Origin of the sequence: Humisphaera borealis (assembly GCF_015169395.1) — a bacterium.
Classification (GTDB): Bacteria; Planctomycetota; Phycisphaerae; order Tepidisphaerales; family Tepidisphaeraceae; genus Humisphaera; species Humisphaera borealis.
The window spans coordinates 2907504-2924125 of the sequence record NZ_CP063458.1 but is presented as its reverse complement, the minus strand read 5'-3'; the positions used below and the strand labels follow the sequence as shown (position 1 = coordinate 2924125).

Here is a 16622-nt window from a genome sequence, read left to right as displayed (position 1 = left end):
GCGCTGGCATTCCCGGCCCCCTTGTTAGCGTCCGATTCACAGGCCGATTCACAGTGGCCTGATCAGTTGGACAGGGCGTACAATTCGACTCAGAAGTTGCTACCCCGGCCCTTACCGGGGTAGCGTTGTTTGAGCGGCGAGGAAGCAGTTGACGATGGCGGCGGCGGTGCTGTTGTTGCCGGCGTCGTCGGCGTGGCTCGGCGGGTTCATGCAGCGGTAGGTTCGTGCACGGGTAAGCTGGTGCACGGGTAAGTTTGTCTACCGGGAATGCGGGCCGCCAGCCCGCACCACCAACCGCTGCCGGCCTGTTCCAGTCTCGGCGCCCGCCGCTTTACATTGAGCCACCCGGCCTCCAAAATCGAAACGACCATGGCGAACCCGGCGGAGCAAGCGGCGATTCACACCGAGGGACTGACAAAGGTCTACAAGGACTTTTGGGGCAGGCCCAAGGTCACTGCGCTGAGCGATCTCAATCTGACGATCCATCGCGGCGAGGTTTTCGGGCTCCTCGGCCCCAATGGTTCGGGCAAGAGCACGACCATCAAGCTGCTCCTGGGCCTGATTTTCGCTTCGCAGGGCAAGGCGTGGGTGCTGGGCAAGGAAGCCGGTTCCACCGACATCAACGAGAAGATCGGCTTCCTCCCCGAAGAGTCGTACCTGTACAAGTTCCTGTCCGGCGAAGAGACGCTGCGGTTCTACGGCAAGCTGTTCAAAATCCCCAAAGACGTGCTCGACAAGCGCGTGCCGATCCTGCTGGATACCGTGGGTCTCGACTCTAAGGCCCGCAAGCGAAAGCTCCGCGAATACTCTAAGGGCATGGCCCGCCGTATCGGCCTGGCGCAGGCGCTGATCAATGAACCGGAACTGATCCTGCTCGACGAGCCCACCACCGGCCTGGACCCCATCGGCACCCGCGAGATGAAGGACCTGATCCTGTCGCTTAAGGCGCAGGGGAAGACGGTCCTGCTGTGCAGCCATCTGTTGGCCGACGTGCAGGACGTCTGCGATCGCATCACGATCCTGTTCCGCGGCAAGATGCAGGAACAGGGGGAGGTCAAGAGCCTGCTGCAGGTTAGGGACGTCACGCAGATCGAGACCAAGGGGCTGACCGATCAGCAGGTGGAGGAAGTTCGAAAGTTCATGGCGCAGATGGGGGTCGCCGACGCGCGGGTCACCCATCCGACGACGACACTGGAAGACCTGTTCATCCGCATCGTGAACGAGAACACGCGTGGAGGACTCTCGTCGGTCAGTTCTGACGTGCAGACGGGGGGCAAGGCGAATGGCAAGGCAGGATAGCCTTGGCTGAGGTCGGGCGGAGCTGGCGATATCGCGGCGATTTGGCGTTCGCTTGCTTGGGTGATCAATTCCTCCAGCGTCGACCGTTTCCAGGCCGCTAAGACTGCTTGTAGTTGAGACATCCAATGAAACTGTTGGCCCAATCAGCCCCGTTCGACTGGACGACCTACGCCGTCCCCATCGTGGCGTCGGCAATCACCGTTCTGGTGCTGCTGCTCAGCGTGGGCGACGTCTCGCGGTTCCGCTTCGCCCGGGTCCGGGCGATCGCCGGCATCTGCTTCACCGAAGCCATCCGCCGCCGCGTCCTGTGGATCACGCCGCTGGCGATCATTGGCATCATCTCCGTTTCACAGTTAACGCGCCCTCTCGACGCGCAGGATGCGGTGCGCCAGACGATCAAGTATTGCCTGTTCGCGACCGGGCTGGTCACGGTGCTGACGGCGATTCTGCTGGCGTGCGCCAATCTTCCGAAGGAAATCGAAAGCCGGGTCATTTTCACCATCGTCACCAAGCCCACGACCCGGCTGGAGATCGTGCTGGGCAAGGTCATGGGCTTTGCGATGGTCAGCGGGATAATCCTGCTGATCATGGGGCTGTTCACGCTCGCGTTCCTCGAGTTCCGTGCCACGTCGTTCGAATCGCAGATCAAGGCGGCGCTGGCCAGCGGCCAGATTCCCGAAGGTGCCAAGCGGGCCAATCTGCAGCGTTACGCCGACCAGGGTTTGCTCCGCACCAAGTCGGTGATCTGGCCGGCGGAGATGCAGGTGTTCGCGAAGGAACCCTCGCCCGACGGCACCCGCTGGGCCGCCGGCGGGAGCCAGACGTTCTTCGTCGTGCCGTTTGTGATTTCGGAGCAGGACAAGGCCGCGGTCGTGCAGGCGGTGAACGCCGGTGCCGGGCCGGTGTTTTCCATCACCCTCAAGGTCGATCAGCGAAAAACGTTGTCGGCGTCGGAGAAGGAGGAGCTCGCCTCCGGCCAGAACCCCACCGACGATGAGCCGGCGTTCGGACCGGCGCTACCGACGAGCCGGCCGTCGCTGCCGACGCCCCGGCTGTCGATCATCGCCCGGGCCCAGAAGGACGGCCGCATCCTCGCCCAGTCGGATTTCGCCGGCGACAAGCCGGTCTCGGCGATCCGGGATCGCGGATGGGTGCCCGGGGGCCTTCGGCAGTTCGTGGCGCCGATCACCACCAACCTCGCTTTGGAAGAACTGCTGAATGCCGGCAAGTTCAACCTGGAGATTACCGGCCTGACCCCGACGTATGAGTATGGCGTCGGTAAGCAACCGGTTTCGCTGTCCGTCTACGACGTGGACAAGGACAACCGGCGGCCACCGACCGAAGTGGTGGCGATCCGCTCCAGCGAGACCGAAACCGTGCAGCCGGTGAAACCGGGCATCGCCGACCTGGCGCGCCCGGAGCCTCCCGGGCCGCGCTTTTATTCGCGGTTCGGCCGGGTCGGGATGCAGGTCTCGGGGCGTCCGCCGGAAGACGGGGACGGCCCGGTCGCCGTCTACAGTTTCCGTGGTTCGGCCGTCAAGGCCGACGACGACCAGGTGACGTTGCAGACCAAGATCAGCATCGACCGTTCCGGCGACCTCGACGCCGACCGCTACAAGGCGTCGGTCGCGTCGGTGACGGTCCGCAACGTCAATAGCGGCTTTACGAGCCCTCCGGCGATGATCGAACCTGACACCAATCGCCTGATCGACATCCGGGTACCCTTTGCCGCCGTGGACGGCGGCGATTTCGACGTCCTGGTCCGCGGCCGCACGCCCGGCCAGTCCCTGGGCCTCCACGGCCTGACGGCATCGGTCCCGTCGATCGCGCTGGTCGAGGCAGATCACTGGTTCGGAATCAACCTCTTCAAGGGCCTTCTGCTGCTCTGGATGTTGTCGATCCTCGTCGTGACGATCTCGGTGTTCTGCTCGACATTCCTCTCCTGGCCGATCGCGGTCGTGCTGACGCTGCTGCTGCTGATGGGGCGGTGGGGCGTGAACCAGCTCGGCGATTCGCTCAACGCCGGCGCATCGCGCAGCGTGGTGCAGGACCTGTTCAAAACCAAGGACGCGACCAAGACCCGGGCGGTCACTGATTCGCTTGAGGCGTTGTCGTCCGTGCTGCGAAACGTCGCGCCCCTGCTGCCCGACGTTAACCAGTTCCCGCTGATGGAAGACCTGGACCGCGGCGTCAGCATTCCGATTCACAAGATGACGCGGGCCCTTCTGGAACTGCTGGTGTACGGCGTGCCGCTGCTGATGTTGACCTACGTGGTCCTGAAGAGAAAAGAGGTGGCCCCATGAGTAGTAATCCCACCACCGAACCGTCTTCCCCCGCCACCGGCCAGGTCCGATCCAATGGCAGTGCCCGGCTGGGCCGCCTCGGGATTGTGGGGCTGCTGATCCTGGGCCTAGTGATCTCCGGCCTGAGTCGCCAATGGGCGATGGGCCTGCAGAGGCAGGCGTACATGGCCGGTCCGTACGCGCCATCGGAGGGTGCCGGTGCCGACGACACGTCCGCCGCCGGCACAGCCGGCCCCACGCTGGGGAGCCTGGACAGCTACTTCCTGATCCTGTTGCTGGGCGGCCTGCGGGGCCCGCTGGTGATGTTCCTGTGGACCAGCAGCGAAAGCCAGAAGAACGAGCGCGACCTGGAAGACTTCGACACCAAGGTCGAACTGATCCGCCTGCTCCAGCCGGAGTTCGACTCGGTCCACATCTTTCAGATGTGGAACAAGGCCTACAACATCAGCGCGCAGATCGCGAGCCTGCCGAACAAGTATGCGATCATCCTGGATGCGGTGGAGTACGGCAGGAAGGTCGACAAGTCCCGGCCCAACAACCTCAACATCCTGCTGGAGCTCAACAAGATCTTCCAGCACAAGCTGGGATCGACCGCCGGCGACAGCATCTACTACACGCGGCAGGTTCGCGCCGACAGCAAATGGCGTGAAAGTACCGGCGACAGCGTGGGGGCGCTGAATCAGCGCATGCCGCCGGTGCTCGACAAGGACGGCCGGGTTCTGGCGCCCCTGGTCAAGCCGCGTTCGCCGCGGCCGACGGACATGACCACGCGGATCGCGCTGCTGACGAGCGACATCCCCGCGCTCAAGGCCGCCGCCGCGACGGCCGGGGTCTCGCTTCCTGACGGGCAGCTTTCCCCGCCGGCAGGCACGAAGGAACTGGTCATTGCCGTGCCGGAATCGACGGCGTTGAAGATCGAGCCGCTGCTGTACCGTCATATCGGCATCCGGTTCGTCTACGCCGACTGGAACGACGGCAGCGACCTGCAGTATCTCAAACGGTATGAACCCTACCCGGACGGGGTTTCTCCGCTGGCGCTGGGCTTCAACTATGGCAAGCGTGCGCAGGTGCTGATGAACCGGACCGGGCAGCGTCCGGCGCAGTCGGGGCCGAGCGTGGTCGATAGCCGCCCCGGGTTGGAACTTCGCCAGTGGGGCGAGAGTGAGTGGGACCGCGGGATGGTCGCCGAGGCCCGTGCCTTCGGACGCAAGGTCACGCAGCAGCGGCACACGAGCCTGATTCCGACCGCGTCAGTCTCACCGTCCGCTGTGCCACAGGACATCGCCGCCGCCCGCGAAGCAGTCGCGTCGCTCGAACTGGCCAACCGTCTGGCACGTGACGCGCGGGCCGAGTACACCCGCCATCTGATCAACCCGACCGAAACGATTCGGCGGATGCAGGACTACACGTCCCACCTCGACGGCCTGGAAGCCGACGAGATCATGACCCGGGCCGACCTGGCGTATCTGCGGTCGATCCTGTCGAACAATCCGGCGGAAAAGCGTGTGCTCCTGGAGCAGGCCAGGACGGACTACGTCAACGCAGAGGCACGCTACCAGGCCTTGGAGCTGCGGTTCTACACGCCCGGTGAGTCCGAGCCGATCCTGTTCCCCCCGAACGCGCTGTCGCGTCGTCTGGCGTTCATCCCCGATTGGCGATACCTGCTGAACATGGCGGGCATGCCCCATGGAATCACCCGGGAGACCGCCAAGGACTACATCGACCAGCCCAAGGCCCTCGCGACGCTGTACGCCTTCGTTCGCGTGAGCCTGGAGTCACTGGCGGGCATCGACCAGAACAGCGACTCCCGCGCGGAAAACGGTTACTTCGTCCAACGGGCCGCGCTGCGGCTGATGCAGATCGACATCGCGGCAGCCAAAATGCCCGTCACGGCCTCGGCACGATGATCTGATCGCCGGCGTGCCAGAACACATCGACATTTCTAAGCTTGTCAGAAAGCCTGCTAGCTAACAGAATCTGATTACGGCGAACGCTACTCGCGAGATCCTGCCGGGTCTTGCGAGGTGTGTTCAATGGAACGGACGGTGATGGCACGCGGGCGCATCGCCGTGACGACCGTTGCGAGCTTCCGGGCTCGCACTTTTGACGGCACCCGCGATTGCCCCGCGACGAGAACGAATGACCCCCACATCCCCGATCCCCCATTCCGAGATCATCGACCGCGTCAAGAAGATCATGCGACGCGACCTTAAGCTCGGTTCCGACTTTCCTATTGCAGACGACATGCCTTTCTTCGGCGGCGAAGCCGACATCGATTCGCTTGACGTGCTCTTGCTGCTGGGAAGCGTGGAAAAGGAATTCGCGATCCGGATTCCTAACGAAGCGGTGGGGCGACAGGTCTTTGAATCGGTGGCGACCCTGGTCGGATACATCGAGGAGCAGCTCGTCCGCGGCAACCCCGATGCACTCGCCTCGGCAGCGCCGGTGTCGCCGGCGACCGATCCGCTGTCCCGCCTGCCCCACGGACCGGAGTTCCGGTTCCTCACCCGCGCCGTCTCCGTCCGCACGGGAGAATCAGCCGAGGCGGTTTGGGTGATCAAGGGTGATGAACCTTTCTTCGCCGGTCACTTCCCCGGCAGGCCGATCGTACCGGGCGTCTTGATCGCCGAGGCGATGGCGCAGGCCTGTGGGCTGGCGACGCCGCCGCCGCAGGAGGGTGTCGCCATTGACGGCAAGCTGGTGCAGGTGGACGTTCGTTTCGAGCAGCCGGTCGTGCCGCCGGCCGAGATCGTCATCCGCTGCCAGCACCAGCGCACGATCGCCGGTTTGAGCCAGTTCAGTGTGACGGCTTCGGTCGGTTCGATGGTGGTGTCGCGCGGGACGCTTACGCTCAATTGCTCGCCGATCGTTGCGGCCGCAGTGGGCGGCGGCTGATCGGTCGGGACTGACCAGGAGATTCCAGATGCCCACGAACCGACGCCCCTTCTTCCTGGTCTTTTGCGCAATGTTTCTCCTGGTGGCACTGCTGCCACGGCCCCTGACCGCCGACGCGCCGCCGGCCACCGACCCCGTATTGGAAGCAAAGCTCAAAGAGATCGACGCCCGCGCCGACAAGATCAAGGATTACGTCGCACGTTTCGAACAGCAGAAGTACACCGCCTTGCTTCGTAAGCCGCTGATTTCGACGGGCGTCGTTCGCGTGCTCGGCCCGGTCGTTCGATGGGACACCGAGAAGCCGGACCCGGCGGTCCTTCATGCCGACGCCAAAGAGGTCAGGCTCTACTATCCGAAGCAGAAGCTGGTGGAGATTTACCCGATCGACAAGCGGATGAGCGATCTGGCAGCATCCCCGCTGCCAAGGCTGGCGACGCTGCGGGAGAACTTTGCGTTCGAAGCGATGACGCCCGAGCAGATGAAAGCCGACGCGGGAACACTCGCCGACGGTCCCGACCGTGTCGCGATTCGGCTCCGCCCGACGGGGCAGTTTCTCAAGCAGCACATCGAAGAGGTTCGCGTGTTGCTCGACCAGAAGTCGGCCTTTATGCTGTGTGTGGTGACGGTGGACAAGGAGGGCGATCGGACGGTGATCCGATTCAGTGAAGCCCGGCTGAACACCGGATTGACTCCGCAAGATGTGGCGTTTTCGCCGCCCGCCGACGCCCGGATCTCCCGTCCCCTGGAAGCCGGTACGGGGAAATGATCGACCGGGGAGCCGACGAACAGCTTTAGAAAACCACCGTATCGAACCCACCTTGCACGCCGACGTGAAATCCCCGCTCGCCACTCCGCTCCGCCTGGTGCCGCCGCCGCAGGCCCGGTACTCGTCGGAGACATCAGGCACCTACGTCGCGCACGAAGAATCCGGGCGCCCGCCCGAGGCCCCAGTTGCGGAACGCCCCTCGCCATCGATCGGCCGACGGATCGCATCGTTCTGGCTGAAGGCCCTTTTCTTTACCAGCGAGCGGGCCACCTGGATTCCGCTTTCCATGACGGGTCTGGTTCGTCGCGGCGTGCTGATGTTCGCCCCGAATGTGCGCCATGCCACGATGGCCAATGCCGCCCGCATCCTGGGACCCGATTCCACAGAGGGGCACCGCACCGCCCTGGCCCGCGGCGTGGTCGAAAGCTTCTTCCGCTTCTGTATCGATGTCGGCCGATCGGCCCACATGACACCGGAGCAACTGCTGGGCGAGATTGCTTCGGTCGAGGGTCGCGAGCACTACGATCGCGCCCGCGCCAGCGGCAAGGGGCTTATCATCGCGACGGCGCACATGGGTTCGTTCGAAGTCGGGCTCTCCGGCCTGGCGATGCAGGGGCAGCAGCTGCACGTCATCTTTCAGCGCGACGAGCAGGGCCTGTTCGAGCGTCAGAGGTCGAGTCTCCGCGAGCGGCTCAACATCAATGAATCGCCGATCGACAACGGCTGGACGATGTGGATCAGCCTGCGCGACGCACTGCTTCGCGGGGAGGCGGTGGTGATGCAGGCCGATCGGGTCATGCCCGGGCAGCGCGGGCAGAAGGTGCCCTTCCTGCACGGACACCTCGAGATGCCGCCGGGCCCGGCGAAGCTGGCTCGGCTGAGCGGCGCGTGGATCGTGCCCATCTTTTCCATCCGCCGGCCGGACGGCAGGATCAACCTCTTCATCGAGCCACCCATCACACCCGCCGACGATGTGGAAGAGCCCGCCGCCTCTGCGCCGACGATCGGGACCCGCCGCGTCGATCCGCTCCTGCGGAAGCTTTCGCTGGTCATTCAGAAGTACGTCCGCGCGTACCCCGAGCAATGGCTGATGTTCCATCCGGCGTTCTGCGAGGACCAGCCCGCGACGTCCAACCCCACCCGCCTCCCCGAGAAGGACAAACCTCGTGCCTGACCCGTACCTCGATCCCATTGTCATCACCGGGGCAGGTATGGTCACCTGCCTGGGCCTGGATCGTCAGAGCACCTGGGAGGCGGTTCGGCAGGGGCGGTGCGGCATCGGCCCGCTGACGGCGCTGGAACAACCCGCCCCCGACGGCAAGCACGGCGGACAAGCGCCGGAACTGCCGGTGGACGAATCACCCGGCGAGCCGCGCGAGGTTCGCTACCTTCGCCGGGCGATCGTCGATGCGCTGCGCGATGCTGGAATCACCCGTCCGAACGTCGCCGCCGGCACCCTGCCCTACGCCCCCGAGCGGTGCGGGCTGATCATGGGCACGACACTCCACGGCATGCGCGCCGCCGGCGACTACCTGCGGACCGGAGACACCTCGCCGCTGGCCCGGTTTCTCGCCGCGAGCGTGCTGAAGTCGGCGACGCGCGGGCTGGGGATCGAAGGGTTTTCCGCCACCACCTGCTCGGCCTGTTCGTCGAGCCTCGGCGCCATCGCACTGGGCGTCACCCTGCTGCGAGAAGGCAAGCTCGACCTGATTGTCGCCGGCGGGTACGACCCGGTCAGCGAGTACGTTTACGCCGGGTTCAACAGCCTGCGGCTGGTGGCCGACAAGCCGCTGCGTCCGTTCGCCCGCGACCGCCAGGGCATGAAACTCGCCGAAGGCTATGGCGTTGTCGTCCTGGAGCGCGCCGCCGACGCTTCACGCCGTGGCGCCCCGGTGATGGCGACCGTGCTGGGCTACGGCGAATCGGCCGACGCGCACCATCTGACGCAGCCCCATCCGACCGGCGACGGCGCGTCCCGCGCGATTGCCCAGGCGCTTAAGTCCGCCGGTCGCACGCCTGACGACATCGGCCTGATCGTCGCCCACGCCACCGGCACCCCCGACAATGACGCCGGCGAGTACGCGGCGCTGTCGCGCGTCTTCGGCGACAAGCTCGCGGCGTCGCCGGTTGTCGGTTTCAAGAGCCATGTCGGCCATACGCTGGGCGGTGCGGGAGCGGTCGAGCTGATCCTCGCCGCGACGGCGATGAACGAGGGCGTCGTGCCACCGTGCGCCAACGTGACGCCCGCCGATATTGATTTCCCCGGCCTCACGATCGTCAACCATGCTCGGCCGGCGAAGATTGGCGCGACGCTCAGCACCTCTCTTGGTTTTGGCGGTGCCAACACCAGCATGGTGCTCGGCCCGGCTGCCGACGCCACGGCGGCTGTCGTCACTTCACAACCCGTCGTAGACCGCCGGTTCAGTGGCGCCGACCGCCGGGAAGTGTTCGTGACGGGCATCGGCATTGTCCTGCCCCGGGCGATCGGCATTCCCGCATTCCTTCAATTGCTCAACAGTCCGATCGTGACGGGCCCGGCGACGGATTCGGGCCCGATCGCCGACGATGCCATCGCGCACCTGATCAACGCCCGACGGGTTCGGCGGATGAGCGCGTACGTCAAGCTGATGCTCGCCGCCGCCGGCAGCGCCCTCCAAGACGCCGGCATCACCGATACCCAGGCCTACTGCCAGAGCCTGTCTGCCGTCCTGGGCACAAGTCATGGCGGTACGGAGTTCAGCGGGCAGTACTACAAGCAGATCGTGGACGAAGGCATCCCCGCTGCCAATCCACTGCTGTTCAGCGAAGGCGTCCCCAATGCCGGTGCGGCGCATGTGAGTCTGACGCTGGGAATCAAAGGCGCGTGCCAGACCATTATCGGATCGCGAACGGCCGGACTGGACGCGATGGCGCTGGCGGCGATCCGCATTGGGCAGGGCAGTTGGGAGCGGGCACTCGTTGGCGCGGGCGAGGAGTACGGGCCGATCGTCACGCAGTCCTATGCCAAGTGCATGCGGGCCGAGCCCCACGACGGCCGCGACGGTCCGGTCGGTTTCGCCACCGGCTGCGGGGCGGTTTCGCTGCTCTTGGAGAGCCGACAGAGCGTCGAAAGTCGCGGCGGCAGAATCCTGGGTTCGGTCGATGCCACCGCGTTCGCCGCCCCGGGTCGTGTCGCGTCGGCCGGCGCGGTGCGCGTGTTGTCGGAATTGGGCGCGATCGACGAACTCGTGATGTCGCGCAGCGGATCGGTGATCGATGCCATCGAACGCGAAGCAGTTCGGCTGGCCTACCCCGACGACACCCGCCGCCCCCGACTGACGTCCCTGTTCGGCAGGGTGACCGAGTGCTACAGCGCCGGCCCGCTGGCCGGAGTGGCGGCGGCGCTGCTGCGAGGCGGAATTGGCGACGAATCCGCTCGCGGACCCGTCGGTGTCATCTGCACCGACGTGACCGGCGGCGTGACGGCGGTCCGCGTCAGCGGGCGTGAACAGGCGACGCGCGACTGATTCCCGCTTGATGCGTGCGGCGGCAAATTTGGACGCTCGCCGGGCGATCGTATAGTTGGAACGAGCGTATAACTGACTGACCGATGATGTCCGCCGGCCCTGACAAATTCGCCTCCGTACCCGCCGCGATCGATGGCGACGCGCTCTTGCTCCCCGCCTGGGCAGAGGCCCTGGTCGCTACCGTGCCGGCGGAGATCGCGAAGGTCGGGAACGTCGCACTGCAGACCCGGCTGACCGACGATGTGTCGCTGGTTTCGGCGCGTGTCGCGCGGGCGGCCGATCTGGCGTCGCACGATTTTGAAGCGGCGACGACCCGCATGTACGACCTGATCGCACAGCGGCTCTCCAGTGCTGACGCGTCACACCCGGTTCGATTCTGGAACTTCATCCCCGGTATCCACGCCACCAGTGGGGTCATGCCGGCTTCGGGCGAAGTGCTCGACCGTTACATGGTCTTCAACGCCGGCCGCTACGCGGCCTGCAGGCAGTGGCTCGGCGGGGAAGATGCGTTCCCCCGCCTGCTGGCGACCGCGTCGGGTGTCGGCCATGACGGGCGGGATCTGATCATCCACGCCCTTGCCGCCGCCGAACCCGGCAATGCCGTCGAAAACCCGCGACAGGTGCCGGCGTACAAGTACTCCCATCGCTACGGCCCCAAGCCGCCTTGCTTCGCGCGGGCGACCACCGTCACGCTGGGCGGCCGTCAGAGGGTTCTGGTCGGCGGCACGGCGAGCGTTCGGGGCGAGGCCTCGGTGTTCGTCGGCGATTTGCGGAAGCAGGTCGGCGAGACGCTCGACAACCTTGCCGCGCTCCTGCAATCGGCCACCGGCGACGACGCCGCCGGCCCCCACCTGATGTCCGACCTCCGCGTCTACTACGTCCGCGCGGAAGACCTTGCCGCGCTGCGGTCGATCGTATCGCTGGCGTGTCCTGCTGCAACGAAGGAGTTCGTTCGCGCCGACATCTGCCGTCAGGACCTGCTCGTGGAGATTGAAGGGGTTGCCTGACAGCGCCGGGTGTTGCGATCCATTCGACATTGCGGGGACTGGGTGGCATGGGCAACGGTACTCCGTTGCCCATGACGAACGTCGGACGGCGTCCCTCCACGGGCAAGCGAGTACGCTTGCCCATGCCACCCAGACGCACCTGCAGTTTTAGGGGCTACTCCAGCCGCAATCCGCGGGGCAGGCTTTCGCCCAGCACGTTGCGCTGTTCCTCGTCGGCGAGGGTTCCGCCGTCACGAACCAGTTCGATCAGGTGAGACGAGGCGTCGCGTTGCGCGAGCCAGTCTATCGCTGCGGTGCGGTCGGCGTCGGCGACGTCGCGCCAGCGGTCGCCGGTCTTGCGGGTCAGCTGCATCACGGCGAACGCTGCCCGGTCGTCGGCCGGGTTGAGTTGCAGCAGTTGCCGCGTCCATTGCTGTGCCTGGGCCGGGTCGAGCATCGCGTTCAGCGGCCCGTACGCCGGCACGCGCTGGCCGACGCGGCCCAGCGCGAACAATATCGCGTCGCGCGCCTGCTGCACTTTTTCACGGGGCAGGCGTTCGAGCAGGATGGACCCCAATTCCGCCTTTACGGCCGGCTTGAGTAACTCGAGGGAGCCGAGCGTACGCCAGACCTCGGCCGATTCGTGCGGGCCGAACTGGAATGCCGACGATCTCCCCTTCACCCCCACGCCCTGTTTGCGGAGGTACGTGCGCCAGTCGGCGATCAGCGGTTCGGCGAGGGTCGCTTGCTGGCCGGCGGTCATGCCGCCGGCGACACGACGCCAGAGAATCCACCACTCGGCGCGCACCTGCTCGTTCTTGTGAAACGCCGGGCCGGCGGTGAACAGCTTCCAGGTCTGGCTGACGCGCCAGTCATCGACGGCCAGCCCGTAACCCGGTCGAAGGCTGAATCCGGTCAGGCTGAGCCAACGGGCTTCGTGTTCGGCCGACAGCCGCCGGGCGGGCTCGAGCTCGATCAGCACCTCCCAGAACGATCGCAGCAAAGAGGCCGGCCATTGCCAGCGGGTTTGCCCGGTCGCGCTTTCGAGCTGCCGCATGAGGGGGCGAGGATCGCTGGTCTTGCCGAACGCGGCGCGAATCAAAGCGGCACAGTTTGCGACCGTGGCGTCATCAACCACACCTTGCCGTTCGGCGACGCCGTCGTGCCGGGCGGCGTTGGCCTGGCTGGCGGACCGAACGTCAAATTGCAGCCGCCAGGTCCGCTGGCCCTGCGCTTCCGAGCACCAGATGTCGAGGGTGCCGATCTCGGTGAGCTGCGCGTGCAGCTCGATCTGCACCGACGTCGCCGCGGCGCTGCGGCCGCTGGTGAGAACCGTGCGGATCGGCGGCAACGAGGTGAGCTGCTCGGGGTCCACCTCGACCAGTTCGCCGGGACGGTCGGTCGTCCGGGTGCCGGAGTAATACAGGGGGAACTCGACCGGCTGGCGAATCAGCAGGTCGAACTGCCGGTCGGGAAGGTCCACCTTCTGGCCTTCCTCTACGCCGGCCGGCAGCAGGCAGACGGCGGTCGGCTTGCCGGACGCCGTCTCCACGCCCATGTAGTACGAGTGGGCCAGCCCGCCTCGGATGCGCACGCCCTTTCCTCGGCGTACCAGTCCGTAGTAGGCCGCGCCTCGCGCCACCGCCAGGTCCAGCCGCCGATTCTCCAGGACGACGGGCGACCACCCCGGGGATCGGTCGGCGAACCAGCCGGTCAGGACCTCCAGCAGCCGGTCGCGCAGCCTTGGCGACTCGAACAATCCGCCGTTGAAGAGCACGAGGTCGGGCCGCGCCGGGTCGTGGTCGCCGCCGGCGCCATCCCGGCGGATCAATTCCCGGTGCGACGTGAGGAACGCGGCGAGATATCGCGTGATGCCGGCGTCGGTGGTGTAGGGCAGACCGAATTCCTGGAAGCCGGACCGCCGGGCGGCGGGCTTCGCGTCGAGCGGCGTGCGCGGGAGAAATCCATCCACCAGCACCCGTTCGACCTCATCGCGCGTCAGCTCCACCCGGATTGATCCGCCGATCAGCTTTGATCCACCGCCGGCGATGTTGATGGTGGTTCGTCCCGGCGGGGCCGCGCCGAGCAAGGTCTCTTTCACCACCCGGGCGCTACGGACCAGGCTGCCCCACTGCGTAGGCGCGAGTTTGGGCTTGCCCTCGGCGAGAAGCTTTTTCTCGATGTGATCGGCGAGGGCCAGATCGAGGTTGTCGCCGCCCAGGATCAGGTGTTCGCCGACGGCGACGCGGTGGAACAGAACCTTACCGTCGCTGCCGGGCCTGACGCGGATGAGCGTGAAGTCGGTCGTGCCGCCGCCGACGTCGCAGATCAGGATGGTCTGCCCCGGTCGGACGCGCTGCTCCCAGTCGCTGCCGTGGGCGGCGATCCACGCGTAGAACGCTGCCTGCGGTTCTTCGACGAGTGTCAGGCTGCCGAAGCCCGCCTCTTTCGCGGCCTGCACGGTCAGCTCCCTGGCGACTTCGTCGAACGACGCCGGCACCGTCAGGACGACGTCCTGATTCGCCAGCGGGTGCTCGGGATGGCGGTGGTCCCATGCCGCCCGCAGGTGAGAGAGGTAGCGGGCAGAGACTTCAACCGGCGACAGCTTTTGAACGTCCGCCGAGCCGTGCCACGGCAGCAGCCCGGCCGTGCGGTCGACGCCGGAGTGCGATAGCCACGACTTGGCCGACGTCACCAGTCGCCCGGGCACGCCGGCTCCATGATCGCGGGCGAAGGTGCCGACGAGGGTCGCCGGCTCATCGGCCGCCGGCGTCCAGGGAAGCCGGGTCGCGGCGACGGGGAGTTCACCCGCCGCGGCTTCGTAATGGAACGACGGCAGCGTTGGCCGCGGTTCGACGAGGCCCGGGCCGGTGAGTTGAACGATCGGGAAATCGTCGACGCGCGGCAGTGCCTCGGCGGCGTCGGCGAACGCCACGGCAGAGTTGGTCGTCCCCAGATCGATGCCGATCGTGTAGCGGGCGGGAGAATCGAGCGATGTAGCGGTCACGGCGGGGGAGTGTAGGCGAATGGAATCGTTTGCGGGCGGGCAGTCGTTCCGGAACAGAACCGGCGGCCCCGTTTACAGCGGCCCCGGTTCACAGCGGCCGGAGGCGATCGCCGACGGCAATAAGCAGCCGCCAGCCGCCCAGGATCACTTCTGTTCAAGGCGCCATTTCGGGCCGGTGGAGTACTTGGCATTGAGATTGGCGAGACTGAAGTCGGCGGTGGTGGCCGCACCGAGACCGCCGGGCAGGTCTGCGGTTTTATGCGTCTCGACATGTCCGTCGACGAACCCCAGGTTGGTCTGTGTCTTGTTCCCATGTCGCGCATTGAGGCGATTGGCGTTGACGCTCAAGTGGTGATAGATGAGCCCGTCGAAAAAGATGACCATCTCCGCCGGCTTTGCGATATTGGAGATCTTCATCAGGCCGATATTGCCTGGATCGGGGATCCGACGGCCGGGCGGCCCTGAAGTGTAGTTTGTTCCCTCGGACGCATTCATGCCGTACCAGACGTCGATACTCGTCTGCGATTCTGGGGACTTGAATCGCCAGCACATGGCCCCGCGCTCGTCGGTGCGATTGGCGGGAATCGCCGTGTTATTCGTGAGATCGGGTGGGAAGAAGTCCGAATTGCCGTTCGGGCAGTAGAAGACGCCTTCCATTTTCGGGCCCGAACCCAGCTCGCTGTCCTTCAGTCTTGGGGCAACGAGAAACTTCTTGTCCACCAGAATGTTCGACCACCATCCGCCATAGAAAGTGCCGGTCGGGACGAGTATGCCCCGATTCTCGTTGGCATAGGCGGTCGTCGCCTGGAGGATGGACCTGAGATTGGCCGCGCACTTAAGCGTTCTGGCGCCTTCCCTGGCCCGCCCCAACGCCGGTAGCAGGATGGACACGAGCAGTCCGATGATGGCGATCACCACCAGCAGCTCCACAAGGGTGAAGCCGCGAGATCGACAGGCGGTCTGGTGCTTGGGAGAAACGCGTGACATGCTCGTGCTCCTGATTGCCATCTCACGGACTTGCGCGGCCCGCATCTTGACGTGGGTCCAAGGCAATTGAAAGCCGATGACGCCTGCGAACGAAGCAGAAAGGCGACGGCAGGCGAGCCCGCCGGCTAAACCCGGAAGTCCGACGTCTACTCGCGAGACACTTCCACCGGGCCATCAAAGGTGCATTCCTTGGACATGGCCAGTTCGAGCATCTTGGAATACTGCCGCGCCGGGATGTCGATACAGCCGAATCGGCGCAGGTGGGGCGTGGTGGCCTGGGTGTCGAGCAGCTCGTAGCCGCGCTGGCGGAGCCTTTCGACCAGGTGAACCAAAGCGACTTTGCTGGCGTCGGTTTTCCGGTGGAACATGCTTTCGCCGAAGAATGCGCCGCCAAGGCTGACACCATAGAGCCCGCCGACCAGTTCGTCCCCCTGCCAGGCCTCGACGCTGTGTGCGAAGCCGAGGTGATGCAGATCGATGTAGGCCTGTACGAGGCGATCGTTGATCCAGGTGCCGTCCTCGCGGCGATCGGCGCAGCCTCGCATCGTTCCTTCAAAATCGCGGTTGATGTGCAAGTCGAAACGCTTCTGTCGCACGATCTGCCGGAGCGTGCCGGGAACGTGAAAGGCCTCGGGCGGCGAGAGGGGAATGATGCCCCGGGGGTCGGCCGTGTAAAAACGGATGACGCCGTCCCGGTCCGCCATCGGGAACACGCCCTGTGCGTACGCATTCAGGAGGGTATTGGGATCGAGTCGGACGGAACGGCTCACGGCGGGATTGTAGCGGGCCTGAAAGCCATTTCATCTGTGCCGCGACGAGCCGCGACCGTCGCCGCACGCACGGCGACAATCTGTCGGTGCCGGCGGGGCGCGG

General features: G+C 65.7%; 12 protein-coding genes and 1 pseudogene. 9 read left to right on the top strand and 4 right to left on the bottom strand.

The window, feature by feature from the left end:
* Window positions 1-111: 111 nt before the first annotated feature.
* The gene (locus IPV69_RS27550) at window positions 112-246 is read right to left on the bottom strand and encodes a hypothetical protein (protein ID WP_261362002.1); all 135 of its coding nucleotides are present in this window, start codon (window positions 244-246) and stop codon (window positions 112-114) included.
* 123 nt (window positions 247-369) lie between these two features.
* On the opposite strand from IPV69_RS27550, the gene IPV69_RS10875 reads away from it, so the two are divergent.
* The 9 genes and pseudogenes from IPV69_RS10875 (at window position 370) to IPV69_RS10840 (ending at window position 11776) form a co-directional block, all read left to right on the top strand.
* The gene (locus IPV69_RS10875; protein WP_206295133.1) at window positions 370-1299 is read left to right on the top strand and encodes an ABC transporter ATP-binding protein; all 930 of its coding nucleotides are present in this window, start codon (window positions 370-372) and stop codon (window positions 1297-1299) included.
* A 125-nt stretch (window positions 1300-1424) separates the two neighbouring features.
* Window positions 1425-3602 (top strand): ABC transporter permease, encoded by a 2178-nt coding sequence (locus IPV69_RS10870; RefSeq protein ID WP_206295132.1) that lies wholly within the window; start codon window positions 1425-1427, stop codon window positions 3600-3602.
* A complete protein-coding gene (locus tag IPV69_RS10865; protein ID WP_206295131.1) occupies window positions 3599-5509 on the top strand; it encodes a hypothetical protein in 1911 nt (636 codons plus the stop codon). Before IPV69_RS10870 ends, IPV69_RS10865 begins: the two co-directional genes overlap by 4 nt.
* 232 nt (window positions 5510-5741) lie before the next feature.
* Window positions 5742-5984 (top strand): annotated as a pseudogene (locus IPV69_RS27920) (acyl carrier protein); the annotation flags it as partial.
* Complete coding sequence (locus IPV69_RS10860) at window positions 5973-6497, top strand: 3-hydroxyacyl-ACP dehydratase FabZ family protein (protein ID WP_390884406.1); 525 nt, start codon at window positions 5973-5975, stop codon at window positions 6495-6497. The pseudogene IPV69_RS27920 and the gene IPV69_RS10860, both read left to right, overlap by 12 nt.
* A 28-nt stretch (window positions 6498-6525) precedes the next feature.
* Window positions 6526-7263 (top strand): LolA family protein, encoded by a 738-nt coding sequence (locus tag IPV69_RS10855; protein WP_206295129.1) that lies wholly within the window; start codon window positions 6526-6528, stop codon window positions 7261-7263.
* Window positions 7264-7315: 52 nt separating this feature from the next.
* Window positions 7316-8437, top strand: a complete 1122-nt coding sequence (locus tag IPV69_RS10850) for a lysophospholipid acyltransferase family protein (RefSeq protein ID WP_206295128.1) — start codon at window positions 7316-7318, stop codon at window positions 8435-8437.
* Window positions 8430-10769: a beta-ketoacyl-[acyl-carrier-protein] synthase family protein gene (locus IPV69_RS10845; protein ID WP_206295127.1), complete on the top strand. Its 2340-nt coding sequence runs from the start codon at window positions 8430-8432 to the stop codon at window positions 10767-10769. The genes IPV69_RS10850 and IPV69_RS10845 overlap by 8 nt, the downstream gene beginning before the upstream one ends.
* A gap of 83 nt (window positions 10770-10852) precedes the next feature.
* Entirely contained in the window at window positions 10853-11776 is a 924-nt protein-coding gene (locus IPV69_RS10840; RefSeq protein WP_206295126.1) for a chorismate transformation enzyme, FkbO/Hyg5 family, read from the top strand.
* Between the two features lie 154 nt (window positions 11777-11930).
* Here the strand turns inward: IPV69_RS10840 and IPV69_RS10835 are convergent, their stop codons facing one another.
* The 3 genes from IPV69_RS10835 to aat all read right to left on the bottom strand — a co-directional run bounded on the left by IPV69_RS10835 (window position 11931) and on the right by aat (window position 16519).
* A complete protein-coding gene (locus tag IPV69_RS10835) occupies window positions 11931-14762 on the bottom strand; it encodes an Hsp70 family protein (protein ID WP_206295125.1) in 2832 nt (943 codons plus the stop codon).
* A gap of 144 nt (window positions 14763-14906) precedes the next feature.
* A complete protein-coding gene (locus IPV69_RS10830) occupies window positions 14907-15749 on the bottom strand; it encodes a type II secretion system protein (protein ID WP_206295124.1) in 843 nt (280 codons plus the stop codon).
* 146 nt (window positions 15750-15895) lie between these two features.
* Complete coding sequence (gene aat / locus IPV69_RS10825) at window positions 15896-16519, bottom strand: leucyl/phenylalanyl-tRNA--protein transferase (RefSeq protein ID WP_206295123.1); 624 nt, start codon at window positions 16517-16519, stop codon at window positions 15896-15898.
* Window positions 16520-16622: the final 103 nt, after the last annotated feature.